Genomic DNA, 15,763 nt, shown 5'->3' with positions numbered 1-15,763 from the left:
GAACTTTGTACAGGTTCTGAGCCTTTTTGCATACGGCATACAGCCGTTTCTTATTGATAAAGTTTATCATTGAAAAATTTCGCCACCATATCCCACAGCTTTTCCTGTGCAAAAAATATGTCGGCGTGTTCCGCTCCGTTAATTGCAACCAATGTGACATCGCAACCGTTTTTCTCAAGCAAATCGTGCAATTCGGCACTTTGCGAAAAAGGAACGGTGGAATCGTCTGTTCCGTGAAAAATCATAAACGGCGGTGCTGACGGGGTTACATACGAAACGGGACAACACTTCATTGCCTTTTCCTTATTGAGTGCAACATTCATTCCGAGCATGAGCGACTCCATACTTGCCGCCGAAGTTAACGGCGATTCATATGGAAATGCCGAAACATCAGTCGGCGGATAAAAGGCACAGCAAGCCTGTACCTCGCTTGAACAGTCAAGATAATTTCCGACATCAAGAGCCTTATCATTATCTAAAGCGCACATGGCAGCAAGATAGCCTCCTGCGGATTCGCCTGCAACACCGATTTTGTTTTCATCTATATTATAACGGTCTGCGTGAGCCTTGATGTAGCGAATAGCCGCTTTTACATCCTCCAACGGCATCGGATATGCCCCTTCATTGCTTGTGCGATATTCAACACTTGCAACTGCAAAGCCCTCGAGTGCCAACTTTGCAAGATAAGCAAAATGGGCAGATTTATCCAGTCTTATCCAACCGCCACCGCAAAACCACACAATACACGGGGATTTTTTGTTTTTTAATTTTGGATAAATCAAGTCGAGTTTCAAGTCTCTTGTGGTGTGTCCGAACCATGCGTCAACCTGTGCATAGGTTATGTCGGATACGGTAAAATATCTCGGCTTTTCAATTTTAAGATTCATTTCAAGCTTCATAATATTATCCCTTATCAGTTGTATTTGCGGAGCAAGCCTATATTATATGTCTCAATCTCCGAAAGGTCGCTTTCGCTGAAATAATAGTTTTCATGATACCAGCTTTGGCTCTCATAGTATTTCTGAATTGATTTTGTTTTAAAAACATATCCGTGACGGGCATAGATTTCGTTGATTGCATCCTGAGCAAGCTCTGAACCAAGTCCCATAACCTCGTTGGCGTTCAGCTTTCTGATTGATGAATCAGGCAAAATAAAATCGTTGTCATAGTTGTAATAACGGGCTGTGGGATAACGGTCACGGCTTTCCTGCTTTACCGCCTGCGTCGGAGCTTCCGTTGAAGGCACGGTGGTTTTCTTTTCTGTATCTTTAACGGTAACCGTGCATGTAGCCTTCTTTCCGTTTTCCGTTTCGCAAGTGATTATTGCAACGCCCTCATTTTCGCCGAGTACCATTCCGTTGTTGTCAACACTTGCGGTTTCAGGGTCTGACGAAGACCACACAATGTTGTCCGACGGCGCATCAACAGGCTTCACCTTTGCCTCAAGCTGAATTTTGCTGCCCTTTTTAACGGAGGTTGAACTTTCGCTTACGGTAATGCCTTCAATCTCTTTGTCAAGGATTGTCACATTACACACCCTTTTAAGACCGCTTTCACTCTCTGCGGTTACAACTGCCGTTCCTTTTGCCTTGCCTGTAACCGTTCCGTCGTCAACGGTTACAATTTTGCTGTCTGATGTTGACCAATTGATTGTGCCGGCATCCGCCCCGTCGGGCTTGATTGTAACAGAAATATGTTTTGTATCTCCCACATGAAGCTCAAGCTCTTCGTAACTGAGTGACATACTCTCTACCTGTTTTGCAAAGCACGAACACAATACAAACGGAACTATTATCAGCATTGCCAAAATCGGCATTATTTTTTTCATAAATACTCCCCCTTACATATATATGTAAAATCCGCAACAGATTCTATCAACATTCTAACCTATTTAATTCGTTTTGTAAATAAATAATCAATCTCCCTGCACAATTTTTTTTAACAGTTCTCTGCTCTTTATAAGTATTCTTCGATATTCGGTAGAAATGCACCCTGCCTTTGCAAATCTGCTCAAGGCTTTGCTGACCGTAACCCTTGATACACCTACCGTGTTGGCAATTTCTTCATGTGTAATTGCAACAGAACCGTTATGTTCGCTTTCAAGCAACAGTCCGGCAATGCGTGCGTCCGCCTGCATAAAGGTCATCGAGTCAAGCTGTGACGACAAAAGTCTTATTCTGTTGGCAAGAATTTCAAGCAATTCAAACGCAAGCGTCGGGTGCTGTGCGATAATGTCGGTCAATCGCTTTTTGTCAATCATTATAACCTCTGTGCCTGTAACCGCCTTTGCGGAGCTGACCCTCGGCTTTTTGTCAAAGAAAGCACCCTCGCCGATAATCTCGCCGCGTCTTGCCGTGTTGAGAGTTTTTTCGTTGCCGTCAACGGAGTTCATATACACCTTTACACTGCCTTTTTTAATGTAGCAAAAGCTTTGCGCCGTGTCGCCCTGAAGATAGATTATCTCATCTTTTGCGTATTTTCTCACGCTTCCCGACTGCTCAATCAGCGACTGCATATTTTCGTGAACAGCACTGTTTGTGTGTCCGTAAGCATTTACCCTTTGTTCCATAACTTACCCCCGTCTATCGGTAATAATTTCCTTAATTGTAACATAGTTTACAATCTTTTTGCAAGGTGTATGCAATAATTAACTTAAAGAAAAGGAGTGATTTATTATGGGTATGACTATGTCACAGAAGATTCTTGCGGCTCACGCAGGACTCAGCGAAGTCAAGGCAGGTCAGCTTATTGAGGCAAAGCTTGATATGGTTCTCGGTAACGATGTAACATCTCCCGTAGCCATCAATGTTTTTGAGGAAAACGGTGCTACCTCAGTATTTGACAACACAAAAATCGCAATGATTATGGACCACTTTACACCTAATAAAGATATTAAGGCAGCCACACAGGTTAAACAGGTTCGCACATTTGCAGACAAATATGATATCAAAAACTACAGAGATGTAGGTCAGATGGGCATTGAACACGCACTTCTCCCCGAACAGGGACTTGTAGGACCGGGTTGTCTCTGCATCGGTGCTGACTCACACACCTGCACATACGGCGCACTCGGCGCATTCTCAACAGGCGTCGGCTCAACGGATATGGCTGCCGGCATGATCAGCGGTAAGGCTTGGTTCAAGGTTCCGTCAGCTATCAAATTCAACATCGTAGGCAAGCCACAGGGTTTTGTAAGCGGTAAGGATGTTATTCTCCACATCATCGGCAAAATCGGTGTTGACGGCGCACTTTACAAGTCAATGGAATTTACAGGCGAAGGTCTTAAATACCTCAACATTGACGACAGACTTTGCATTGCAAACATGGCAATTGAGGCAGGCGCAAAGAACGGTATTTTCCCTGTTGACGACATCACCCGTGAATACTGCAACGGCAGATATCAGGGTGCTCCTGTCGAATACACGGCAGACGAGGACGCTGTTTATGACGAGGAGTACACAATCGACCTTTCAACTCTCCGTCCCACAGTTGCATTTCCGCATCTTCCTGAAAATACAAGAACAGTTGATGAAATCGGCGAAAAAGAAGTTAAGATTGACCAGTGCGTAATCGGTTCATGCACAAACGGCAGAATTTCAGACCTGCGTGCCGCCGCAAACATTCTCAAGGGCAAGAAGATTGCAAAGAACGTTCGCTGCATCATCTTCCCCGGTACACAGCAGATTTGGCTTGACGCTATGCACGAAGGTCTTTTTGATATCTTCATTGAGGCAGGCGCAGTTGTTTCAACACCGACCTGCGGTCCGTGTCTTGGCGGTCATATGGGTATTCTTGCCGCAGGCGAAAGAGCAATCTCAACAACTAACCGTAACTTTGTCGGCAGAATGGGTCATGTTGACAGCGAAGTTTATCTTGCAAGTCCGGCTGTTGCCGCCGCAAGTGCTGTCGCAGGCTACATCATTGACCCCGAAAAGGTATAAGAAAGGCAGGTAACAAACAATGAACGCAAAAGGTACTGTACACAAGTTTGGCGACAATGTGGATACCGATGTAATTATCCCTGCTCGCTACCTTAACACCGCATCTCACAAGGAGCTTGCGGCTCACTGCATGGAGGACATTGACGCAGATTTTGTAAACAAGGTTAAAGAGGGCGACATTATGGTTGCCGAAAAGAACTTTGGCTGCGGTTCTTCCCGTGAACACGCACCAATCGCAATCAAAGCAAGCGGTATTTCATGCGTAATCGCATCAACCTTTGCAAGAATTTTCTATCGTAACTCAATCAACATCGGTCTTCCGATTCTTGAATGTGACGAGGCGGCAAAGGATATCAAAGAGGGCGACACGGTTTCCGTAAACTTTGACACAGGCGTCATCACCAACGAAACAACAGGCAAAACATATCAGGCTGAGCCGTTCCCCGAGTTCATTCAGAACATTATCAAAAAAGGCGGTCTTATCAACTCGATTATGTAATTTGCCGATTTTAATTTTAATTTACGGCAAAACGACAGAGTGGCTGTGAGGAACGAAGTCATAAACCTCAGTTCTTCACAGCCACTTATTTTTCTATATAATATGTATAGCGTTTTTATCTGAGCCTTGTTCCGCAGTTACCGCAGAATTTCATACCGGAGCCGCATTTTGTATGGCAATTCGGACAGATGACCGCGTCGGGAGTTTCGCTTGTATCATCGGCAACAGCCTGTGTGTACGGATTTTCAAACTGAGCAACTTTCGGTATGTTGTCGGAATGTGTTTCCATTGAACCGAAATCAACGCTCTTCGGTTGAAAATCAATCGGCTGCTGAGCAGGCTGACTGTTGTTTGTCGGCATTTCATTTGTTACAGGGGCAACAGGCGGCACAGGAACATTGCTTTGCTCTGCTGTAGGCTCATAAGCCTGAGCTGCACCGAGATTTATACCCATTGTGTATTTCTTAATATACATATGATAGGAAATTGCAAGAGCAGCGAACAGTCCGTAAAAAACAGCAGACAGAACCGAATTGATTACCATAATAATAGTTGCAGCGGAAAGAAATATCGACCCAATGGCGGTATTTCCGTCAAAAGCGTTGTTGTAATGGAAGCTCGGATACTCGTCTGCAAGCTGACGAAGAAGTTCGGAAAATTCGTAGCCGTATAACTTTATATACATAGCCATAGCAATTGTTGTTGCTATTCCTACTACAGCAAGAAGAATTGAAGTTACAGCGAGAAGTATTGAACCTCTGCTTGAAAGATAAACCGTTGTAGCGCCTTTTTTGATTGAGCCGGACCACATAAGCATTGCAATAGAGTGCAGAAGTGTTATCAGAATAAACGGTGAAATAATTATTGCGAACAGCATAAAGTATGCGTCACCTAAAAAGAGCCTAACTGAAATAGCGAGTCCTGCCAATGCAAGAATAGCGATACCTGTTGCAATTATACCTATAATGGCATATATCTTTATAAGCGTTACCATACCGCCAAACGGCATAGGGTCGTTTGAACGGGATTTAACATAAAGAAAGATAAGTGCAATGCACAAGAGAATGGAAAGAGAACTGCCTGCGCCTGCTGATACAGAAATATTTGTACTGCCTGAGCCGGAGTTAAACTTAACCGTTCCGAGTATAGCAGAAAGTCCTGCCACAATTCCGCATATCAATGTAAGCGGTTTTGCAAAGAATCCTTTAAGTATCCGAATGTTCTGATGAAAAGGATAGTATGTGTTTTGGTAATTCATAAAATTTCCTCCGAAATGTTAATTTGTACTTTTATTTTATATTATTGAAAGAGAAAATACAATAGATTTTTTTGAAGCGTAGTATCATATATTTTCAGTTCGCACAACATATTGTGGTAAAAGGAAGAATTTTGTTTGAAAATCCACAAGGCAAAAAGTTTTTTGAAAAAAATTGAATTTTTTTGAAAAAAGGGGTTGACTTTTCTTGAAAAAGGTATATAATAGACAATGTTCCGCGAAGGAAAACAACAAATCCTCTTAAAACAAAAGAGAGAATCAAGTTTTTCTTGTGCAAAGTGAACATAGGACCTTGAAAATTGAACAACGAGATATAGTAAAGAAACCCGTAATGACTTTGAGGAAAGCTCAAAGAATTACAGTGAGATGTACACTAAAAAGCATCATAAATTACGGATATAGTCAGTGACATATTCGTCAATGAGCGATTAAAGCTCTGAAATTGATTTGAACGGTCGAAAGACTGTTGAGATACAAATTTTAGAGAGTTTGATCCTGGCTCAGGACGAACGCTGGCGGCGTGCCTAACACATGCAAGTCGAACGGAACTGTTTTGAAAGATTTCTTCGGAATGAATTTGATTTAGTTTAGTGGCGGACGGGTGAGTAACGCGTGAGTAACCTGCCTTCAAGAGGGGGATAACATTCTGAAAAGAATGCTAATACCGCATGACATATCGGAACCACATGGTTTTGATATCAAAGATTTTATCGCTTGAAGATGGACTCGCGTCCGATTAGTTAGTTGGTGAGGTAACGGCTCACCAAGACCGCGATCGGTAGCCGGACTGAGAGGTTGAACGGCCACATTGGGACTGAGACACGGCCCAGACTCCTACGGGAGGCAGCAGTGGGGGATATTGCGCAATGGGGGCAACCCTGACGCAGCAACGCCGCGTGAAGGATGAAGGTTTTCGGATTGTAAACTTCTTTTATTAAGGACGAAAATTGACGGTACTTAATGAATAAGCTCCGGCTAACTACGTGCCAGCAGCCGCGGTAATACGTAGGGAGCAAGCGTTGTCCGGATTTACTGGGTGTAAAGGGTGCGTAGGCGGCTTTGCAAGTCAGATGTGAAATCTATGGGCTCAACCCATAAACTGCATTTGAAACTGTAGAGCTTGAGTGAAGTAGAGGCAGGCGGAATTCCCCGTGTAGCGGTGAAATGCGTAGAGATGGGGAGGAACACCAGTGGCGAAGGCGGCCTGCTGGGCTTTAACTGACGCTGAGGCACGAAAGCGTGGGTAGCAAACAGGATTAGATACCCTGGTAGTCCACGCTGTAAACGATGATTACTAGGTGTGGGGGGTCTGACCCCTTCCGTGCCGGAGTTAACACAATAAGTAATCCACCTGGGGAGTACGGCCGCAAGGTTGAAACTCAAAGGAATTGACGGGGGCCCGCACAAGCAGTGGAGTATGTGGTTTAATTCGAAGCAACGCGAAGAACCTTACCAGGTCTTGACATCCAACTAACGAAGTAGAGATACATTAGGTGCCCTTCGGGGAAAGTTGAGACAGGTGGTGCATGGTTGTCGTCAGCTCGTGTCGTGAGATGTTGGGTTAAGTCCCGCAACGAGCGCAACCCTTGCTATTAGTTGCTACGCAAGAGCACTCTAATAGGACTGCCGTTGACAAAACGGAGGAAGGTGGGGACGACGTCAAATCATCATGCCCCTTATGACCTGGGCTACACACGTACTACAATGGATGTTAACAGAGGGAAGCAAGACAGTGATGTGGAGCAAACCCCTAAAAACATTCTCAGTTCAGATTGCAGGCTGCAACCCGCCTGCATGAAGATGGAATTGCTAGTAATCGCGGATCAGAATGCCGCGGTGAATACGTTCCCGGGCCTTGTACACACCGCCCGTCACACCATGGGAGCCGGTAATACCCGAAGTCAGTAGTCCAACCTCGTGAGGACGCTGCCGAAGGTAGGATTGGCGACTGGGGTGAAGTCGTAACAAGGTAGCCGTATCGGAAGGTGCGGCTGGATCACCTCCTTTCTATGGAGACCAAATCAGATGAAACAAGCTGGTTTAAATTCCAAGGTCAGCATTACGAAAGATTTCTTTCAAAACTCGTTGTTTAATTTTCAGGGTCCTGCCCGAGATATACGGGGGTATAGCTCAGCTGGGAGAGCACCTGCTTTGCAAGCAGGGGGTCAGCGGTTCGATCCCGCTTATCTCCACCAATAAGAATAGCGCTTGAGTCATCAAGCAACAGCTATTCTTAAAAATACGGCTTAAGAAATAACGAGCCAAAACCAATATGGGCTTATAGCTCAGCCGGTTAGAGCGCACGCCTGATAAGCGTGAGGTCGGTGGTTCGAGTCCACTTAAGCCCACCATATAGAAGAGCCGAGGTTCGGAGCAATAGCGAAGAACAACGGGACTTGACATCATCAAGTCTAAAATCTCTTCTAAAAAGCACCTTGAAAACTGAATAAAGAAGCAGATAAAGCGAGAAAAGTATTAGTTATACAGGTAAACAAACTCAAATGATAATTTGAATGCGTAAACCATAGGTAAAAAATACTACAATTAAGCTTAAGGGTAATAAGAAGATTAGTTATAAATAAACTAAAGGCTTATTAAACTGCAAAAAGAGTAATTAACATTACAAGAAAAAGAAGAACCAAAGATATCTCATAATGGTCAAGCTACAAAGAGCACAAGGGGAATGCCTTGGCACCGAGAGCCGAAGAAGGACGTGACTAACTGCGATAAGCTGCGGGGAGCCGTAAGTGGGCTTTGATCCGCAGATTTCCGAATGGAGCAATCCGGCAAGAGGAAAGTCTTGTCATCATATACTGAATACATAGGTATATGAGGGGAACCGCCTGAACTGAAACATCTAAGTAGGGCGAGGAAGAGAAATCAACTGAGATTCCGTAAGTAGTGGCGAGCGAACGCGGAAGAGGCCAAACCGAGAGTAGTAATACTTTCGGGGTTCGGACAGAAAACGGTATTGTAAAGGTTTAGTGGAATGGAATGGGAAGTCCAACCGAAGAAGGTGAGAGTCCTGTACACGAAAAGCCTGAACAGCCATCTGTATCCAGAGTACCGCCGGACACGTGAAACCCGGTGGGAATATGGGGGGACCATCCTCCAAGCCTAAATACTACTCGGTGACCGATAGTGAAGAAGTACTGTGAAGGAAAGGTGAAAAGTACCCCTGACGGGGAGTGAAAAAGAACCTGAAACCTTGTGTTTACAAGCACCGAAAGCTCATCAAAGAGCGATCGGGTACCTTTTGTAGAATGGTCCGGCGAGTGAATGTAACCGGCGAGGTTAAGCACCTAAGGTGTGAAGCCGCAGCGAGAGCAAGTCTGAAAAGGGCGTATGAAGTCGGTTGTATTCGACCCGAAACCGGGTGACCTACCCATGGTCAGGTTGAAGTAAAGGTAAAACTTTATGGAGGACCGAACCGACTCCCGTTGAAATGGTAGCGGATGAACTGTGGGTAGCGGAGAAATTCCAATCGAACCCGGAGATAGCTGGTTCTCTCCGAAATAGCTTTAGGGCTAGCCTTGAAATAGATTACCGGAGGTAAAGCACTGAATTGGCTAGGGGCCGAGAGGTTACTGAACCTTATCAAACTAAGAATGCCGGATAATCGTTTTTCAGGAGTCAGACAGTGGGAGATAAGTTTCATTGTCAAAAGGGAAACAGCCCAGACCCACAGCTAAGGTCCCCAAGTATAGTTAAGTGGAAAAGGATGTGGAATTGCACAGACAACCAGGATGTTGGCTTAGAAGCAGCCACTCATTAAAAGAGTGCGTAATAGCTCACTGGTCGAGTGACTCTGCGCCGAAAATTTAACGGGGCTAAACTATACACCGAAGCTTGGGATACATCTAATGTATGGTAGGAGAGCGTTCTGTATGGGGAGAAGTCGTAGCGAAAGCGGCGGTGGACTATACAGAAGTGAGAATGCCGGAATAAGTAGCGAGAATTAAGTGAGAATCTTAATGGCCGAAAGTCTAAGGTTTTTGGAGGAAGGTTCGTCCGCTCCAAGTAAGTCGGGAGCTAAGGTCAGGCCGAAAGGCGTAGCCGATGCACATACGGTTGATATTCCGTAACCATCTGTAATTTAAGCAAAGGGACACTTCAAAAGGGTGTGACCCGGGCGTTGGTTGACCCGGGCGTAAGGGACCGAAATTAGAGTAGGGAAGCACACTTGGCTGAAGGCGAGAAAAGCTTTGCGTATAGAAGCAGATGCCCGTACCGCAAACCGACACAGGTGGACAGGAAGAGAATTCTAAGGCCAGCGGGAGAAGGGTAGTTAAGGAACTCGGCAAATTGACTCCGTAACTTCGGAATAAGGAGTGCTCGAAAGAGCCGCAGAGAATAGGCCCAGGCGACTGTTTAGCAAAAACACAGGTCTCTGCCAAATCGAAAGATGAAGTATAGGGGCTGACACCTGCCCGGTGCCGGAAGGTTAAGAGGAGGAGTGAGAGCTCCGAATTGAAGCCCCGGTAAACGGCGGCCGTAACTATAACGGTCCTAAGGTAGCGAAATTCCTTGTCGGGTAAGTTCCGACCCGCACGAATGGTGTAACGATCTGGGCACTGTCTCAACTACCCACCCGGCGAAATTGTAGTACCGGTGAAGATGCCGGTTACCTGCGGCAAGACGGAAAGACCCCATGGAGCTTTACTGTAGCCTGATATTGGGTTTCGGAAATCTATGTACAGGATAGGCGGGAGACTGGGAAACATGAGCGTCAGCTTGTGTGGAGTCGATGTTGGGATACCGCCCTTAGGTTTCTGGAATTCTAACCTGCGGCCGTGAAACCGGTCGGGGGACATTGTCAGGTGGGCAGTTTGACTGGGGCGGTCGCCTCCGAAAAGGTAACGGAGGCGCTCAAAGGTTAGCTCAGCACGGACGGAAACCGTGCCTCTGAGTGTAAACGCAAAAGCTAGCCTAACTGCGAGGGTGACGGCCCGAGCAGTAACGAAAGTTGGAGTTAGTGATCCGGCGGTATGTGAATGGAAATGCCGTCGCTCAACGGATAAAAGCTACCCTGGGGATAACAGGCTGATCTCCCCCAAGAGTCCACATCGACGGGGAGGTTTGGCACCTCGATGTCGGCTCATCACATCCTGGGGCTGTATTCGGTCCCAAGGGTTCGGCTGTTCGCCGATTAAAGTGGTACGCGAGCTGGGTTCAGAACGTCGCGAGACAGTTCGGTCCCTATCTGTCGTGGGCGCAGGATATTTGAGGAGCTCTGTCCTTAGTACGAGAGGACCGGGATGGACGTACCTCTGGTGCACCAGTTGTCATGCCAATGGCACGGCTGGGCAGCTATGTACGGAACGGATAAACGCTGAAAGCATCTAAGCGTGAAGCCGACTCCAAGATTAGATATCCCATCGTATAACGAGTAAGACCCCTTGAAGACTACGAGGTTGATAGGCTGCGTGTGTAAGTGCCGTGAGGCATTCAGCTTGGCAGTACTAATAGGTCGAGGGCTTGACCACAAGATTTCTTTGGTCAGCTCTGTAGTATATACTTTAACCCGATTGGTCATTCCAATATGAATTTAACTAATCTTTCTTCTTAATCTTCTTTCCTTTATTCAGTTTTCAGGGTGTTTACCCTTTTATATACACCGAGTAATCGGTGGTTCATTTGAACTTTCAGCACCACATAATGTGGTGCTTTTTTGTTGCCTTTTATCCATATATTTATTGTATATTAAAACAGCGAAAGCAGAGATTTTCTCTTTGCTTTCGCTGTTTTTGTTTTTCTGTTACTTTCAATTTACTTCCGAAAATCAATTAAGATGATTTTGTCATTTTTCTTGCCTTTAGTTTATTATTTGCTTTAGTAAATACTTTGCCTTGTTCAATGAACAATTGTTGCTGTTCATTTGTCATTGAGCGGAATACACGAAGTAACTCTACTTCCGCAAGACTATTTGTTTTGTTTTCCTGTATGCCCAAAAGATAGTCTGCCGACACATTAAAATATAAGGCTATTCTTTTTAAGGTTTCAAAATCAGGCTCGCTTACACCTTGTACATATCCACCTATTGTTGACGGGGCAATATTAAGGTCATTTGCAAATTGCTTTTGTGTAATGTCAAACTCATCTATAAGCAAGCGTAATTTTTCGCTGAATTTCATAGTAATCACCCATAATTATTTTAATGGAAGATACGCAATAATGGTTAAAAATACTAAATACTAGTTGACAAAACGAGAATACCGTCGTAAAATGAAGTAAAAACATTATTGTATTTTAATTGGGGGTAGAACTATGGAGCAAAATACTGTTAATACTCAAAAATCAGAGAAAAAAGACGGTAAATTTTACAAGATTTTATGTGTATGTCTAATCTTGTTACTGCTGCTCGGTATGATTGGAGTAACTATTTATAAAGGAAATCAAAAAGTTGAAAACGGACTTTCTGCTTACGAGCTTGCTGTGAAATACGGCTACGAAGGCACTGTGCAGGAATGGCTTGATTCTCTTTCAGGCAAATCTGCCTATGATATTGCGGTGGATAACGGCTATTCGGGTACTGAAAAAGAATGGGCATCTGCACTTGAGACTGCATCAAAACAGGATGGTGCAAGCATCAAGACAGCTTCTTTCTCATCAAACGGCGAATTACTTATAACCCTGTCCGACAATTCTGTTTTAAACCTCGGCAAAGCGGTAGGCTCTGACGGTAAAAACGGTTCTGACGGCAAAAATGGCTCAAACGGTGTCAACGGTGCAAACGGCATTAACGGTAAAAACGGAACCAACGGTGCAAACGGTAAGAATGGCATTGACGGCAAAAACGGTACTGACGGAACTAATGGTAAAGATGGTGCGAACGGAAAGAACGGTATAAACGGTCAAAACGGCAAAGACGGTGCAAACGGTAATGACGGTATAGGAATTTCTAATGCAAGTATCAATTCTGACGGTCAGCTTGTTCTTAACTTTTCAGACGGAAAAACCGTTAATCTTGACAAGGTTGTCGGAATGAACGGAGCTGACGGCGTCAGCATAACAAATTCTGAAATAAATTCTGACGGTGAATTGGTTTTAACATATTCAAACGGACAGAGTTCTAATCTTGGTGTGGTTGTCGGTGCAAACGGCAAAGACGGCACTAACGGGCTTGACGGTAAGAACGGAAAAGACGGTACAAACGGTGTTGACGGTAAAGACGGTGCTAATGGTATTGCCGGTATCAGTATTGTAAAGTCAGAAATTAACTCTAAGGGCGAATTAGTTTTAACTTTCTCTGACAATGCAGTTACTAACCTCGGTATTGTGGTAGGTGCAAACGGCAAAGACGGTTCTAACGGTACAAACGGCAAGGACGGTATTAGTGTATCTAATGCAGAAATCAATTCAAACGGCGAACTTGTGCTTTCCTACTCTAACGGACAGCGTTCAAATCTTGGAAATGTAATAGGAGCAAACGGACTTGACGGCAAGAACGGAAAGGACGGAATCAACGGTACTGACGGTAAAGACGGTGCTGACGGTAGTGACGGTATCAGTGTTATTAAATCCGAAATTAACTCAAAGGGTGAACTTGTTTTGACCTATTCTGATAACACTGTTTCCAATCTCGGTGTTGTAGTGGGCGCAAACGGTAAAGACGGTAAAAACGGAGCTGACGGCAAGGACGGCACAAATGGTATAAACGGTCTTGACGGTAAGAACGGCAAAGATGGCATTAACGGTGTTGACGGTCAGGACGGAGTCGGTATTCAGAATATAATAATTAACTCAGATAACGAACTCGAAATCATGCTGACAAGCGGTGCAAAATTAAACCTCGGAAATATTAAGGGTGCCGATGGTACCAACGGTAAAGACGGTACTAATGGTTCTGACGGTAAGGACGGTATCGGAATTACCAAAACAACAATAAATTCCGTTGGGGAACTTGTTATTCAGTATTCAGATGGAACGTCTGCAAATCTCGGTACGGTAGTAGGTGCTGACGGTAAGAACGGTAAAGACGGTACAAACGGAACTGACGGTAAGAATGGTAAAGACGGTACTAACGGCAAGGACGGTATTGGTGTTGCAAAATCTGAAATCAATGCCGACGGAGAATTAGTAGTAACTTATTCAGACGGGACATCTACAAATCTCGGTGTTGTAATCGGTAAAGACGGTGAAAACGGTGCTGACGGTATAAACGGTAAAGATGGCAAGGACGGTGCCAATGGTGCCGACGGTCAGGACGGTAAAGACGGCATTGGCATTTCTGATGTAGTTATAAATTCAAACGGCGAACTGGAACTTACTTTCTCCGATTTATCAAATATCAATCTCGGCTGTATTGTCGGCAAGGACGGTCAGGACGGCAAAGACGGTACTAACGGCAAAAACGGTGTTGACGGAAAAGACGGTGCAAACGGTACTGACGGTAAAGACGGTGTAGGCATATCAAATGTTTCTGTATCCGATGCGGGTGTACTCACTGTTGAACTTACAAACGGTACAAATCTTGAATTAGGTAATATCAAAGGTGCAGACGGTATTGGCATTACAAAGTCGGAGGTTAATTCAGACGGTGAACTTGTACTGACATATACAAACGGTCAATCTACCAATCTTGGAAAAGTTGCAGGAAAAGACGGCACTGACGGTAAAAACGGTGTTGACGGCAAAGACGGTACAGGTATTGTAAATGTAACTGTATCTTCGGAGGGTGCATTAAGTGTTGAACTTACAAACGGAACTGTACTTAATCTTGGCAATATTAAGGGTGCAGACGGCATTGGCATTACAAAGTCGGAGGTTAATTCAGACGGTGAACTTGTACTGACATATACAAACGGTCAATCTACCAATCTTGGAAAAGTTGCAGGAAAAGACGGCACTGACGGTAAAAACGGTGTTGACGGCAAAGATGGTACAGGTATTGTAAATGTAACTGTATCTTCGGAGGGTGCATTAAGTGTTGAACTTTCAAACGGAACTGTACTTAATCTTGGCAATATTAAGGGTGCAGACGGTATTGGCATAACAAAGTCAGAAATTAACTCAAACGGAGAGCTGATACTTACATACACAAACGGCAACAAAGAAAATCTCGGTGTAGTTGTAGGTTCTAACGGAAATAACGGAACAGACGGCAAGGACGGTATCGGTATTAAAACAGTTACCCTTTCGTCAGACGGAAATCTCAGTATTCTTTTGACCGATAACACCGTATGCAACCTTGGCAATATCAAAGGCGAAAAAGGCGACAAGGGCGAAAAAGGTGAAAAAGGCGATAAGGGTGCAGACGGTAAAGACGGAAAAGACGGCAGGGGTATTGCAAAAACAGAACTTGTCAACGGTGAACTTGTTATCACCTATACTGACGGTACAAGTGATAAATTTAAAATTACAAACGACAGTACCTATTCGGAAGAAGCAGATGGATTGATATTTGAATTACTTTCTAATGGAACATACGGAGTCAGAGTCGGAACTGCTGCAAATAACACTGAAATCTCAATTCCTAAAACATTCAATAATAAGGATGTAACCGTGATACTGGAGAATGGATTTGCAAATTGTCAAAATCTTGTTACAATCAGTATACCTGACTCTATAATTGAGATTAGGGACAGCGGATTTAAAAACTGTATAAATTTGACTGATGTAGAACTGCCGGCTAATCTCGAATCTATAGGAAAGTTTGCTTTTAACAAGTGCAAATCACTATCTAATATCACAATTCCGCCAACAACGGAGTTTATTGGCGGATTTGCTTTCTTTCAATCTTCGTTAAGCGAGGCTACCTTTGAAGATACAGAGGGATGGATAGCCGGTATAGATAAATTCTTAGTTTATTATGTAGGAGCAAATTCAGCTGGTTCTCTTCGTTTGCGTGCTGAAGCATATAATGTATTTGATAATCCAAAACAAACAGCCTTATGCCTAACAAGTGGCGTTTCTACAAGAAGTGGATATAAATATTGGTATACGCAAGATTGGGTAAATATTTATAGAACTAAATGACAGGGGAACAGTCATAGTTTGCAATGAACAAGTCCATAAAAATGGATATTAAAAATCCGAAAGAAGCAG

At 44.2% G+C, this 15,763-nt stretch carries 8 protein-coding genes, 2 tRNA genes and 2 rRNA genes; 7 read left to right on the top strand and 5 right to left on the bottom strand.

What is annotated here, in order from left to right; genetic code table 11:
* Nucleotides 1-50: 50 nt before the first annotated feature.
* The 3 genes from QDI94_RS07490 to QDI94_RS07480 form a co-directional block, all read right to left on the bottom strand.
* A complete protein-coding gene (locus tag QDI94_RS07490; protein WP_101028361.1) occupies nt 51-899 on the bottom strand; it encodes an alpha/beta hydrolase in 849 nt (282 codons plus the stop codon).
* A gap of 14 nt (nt 900-913) precedes the next feature.
* Entirely contained in the window at nt 914-1,828 is a 915-nt protein-coding gene (locus QDI94_RS07485; protein WP_101028360.1) for an Ig-like domain-containing protein, read from the bottom strand.
* 87 nt (nt 1,829-1,915) lie between these two features.
* On the bottom strand, nt 1,916-2,569 hold the full coding sequence (locus tag QDI94_RS07480; RefSeq protein WP_101028359.1) for a Crp/Fnr family transcriptional regulator: 654 nt from the start codon (nt 2,567-2,569) through the stop codon (nt 1,916-1,918).
* Nucleotides 2,570-2,675: 106 nt separating this feature from the next.
* On the opposite strand from QDI94_RS07480, the gene leuC reads away from it, so the two are divergent.
* Complete coding sequence (gene leuC, locus QDI94_RS07475) at nt 2,676-3,941, top strand: 3-isopropylmalate dehydratase large subunit (protein ID WP_101028358.1); 1,266 nt, start codon at nt 2,676-2,678, stop codon at nt 3,939-3,941.
* A 19-nt stretch (nt 3,942-3,960) separates the two neighbouring features.
* Nucleotides 3,961-4,440 carry a 3-isopropylmalate dehydratase small subunit gene (leuD, locus tag QDI94_RS07470; RefSeq protein ID WP_015522977.1) on the top strand — a complete coding sequence of 160 codons (480 nt, stop codon included), beginning with the start codon at nt 3,961-3,963 and terminating at the stop codon, nt 4,438-4,440.
* Between the two features lie 115 nt (nt 4,441-4,555).
* On the opposite strand, the gene QDI94_RS07465 is transcribed toward leuD, so the two are convergent.
* Nucleotides 4,556-5,698, bottom strand: a complete 1,143-nt coding sequence (locus tag QDI94_RS07465; RefSeq protein ID WP_278868138.1) for a zinc ribbon domain-containing protein — start codon at nt 5,696-5,698, stop codon at nt 4,556-4,558.
* Between the two features lie 495 nt (nt 5,699-6,193).
* On the opposite strand from QDI94_RS07465, the gene QDI94_RS07460 reads away from it, so the two are divergent.
* The 4 genes from QDI94_RS07460 (at nt 6,194) to QDI94_RS07445 (ending at nt 11,202) form a co-directional block, all read left to right on the top strand.
* A 16S ribosomal RNA gene (locus QDI94_RS07460) occupies nt 6,194-7,723 on the top strand.
* 112 nt (nt 7,724-7,835) lie between these two features.
* Nucleotides 7,836-7,911: transfer RNA gene (locus QDI94_RS07455), tRNA-Ala, on the top strand.
* Between the two features lie 79 nt (nt 7,912-7,990).
* Nucleotides 7,991-8,067, top strand: a tRNA-Ile gene (locus tag QDI94_RS07450).
* Nucleotides 8,068-8,372: 305 nt separating this feature from the next.
* Nucleotides 8,373-11,202: ribosomal RNA gene (locus QDI94_RS07445) — 23S ribosomal RNA — on the top strand.
* The 16S and 23S rRNA genes sit together here with 2 tRNA genes alongside, the layout of an rRNA operon.
* Before the next feature lie 300 nt (nt 11,203-11,502).
* Here the strand turns inward: QDI94_RS07445 and QDI94_RS07440 are convergent.
* Entirely contained in the window at nt 11,503-11,850 is a 348-nt protein-coding gene (locus QDI94_RS07440; protein ID WP_117847273.1) for a helix-turn-helix domain-containing protein, read from the bottom strand.
* A gap of 133 nt (nt 11,851-11,983) precedes the next feature.
* On the opposite strand from QDI94_RS07440, the gene QDI94_RS07435 reads away from it, so the two are divergent.
* Nucleotides 11,984-15,694 (top strand): leucine-rich repeat protein, encoded by a 3,711-nt coding sequence (locus QDI94_RS07435; RefSeq protein ID WP_278868137.1) that lies wholly within the window; start codon nt 11,984-11,986, stop codon nt 15,692-15,694.
* Nucleotides 15,695-15,763 lie beyond the last annotated feature (69 nt).

This window comes from Ruminococcus bromii (genome assembly GCF_928721825.1).
Lineage (GTDB): Bacteria > Bacillota > Clostridia > Oscillospirales > Acutalibacteraceae > Ruminococcoides > Ruminococcoides bromii.
The sequence above is the reverse complement of the archived record's forward strand: the minus strand, read 5'-3'. Positions and strand labels throughout refer to the sequence as shown.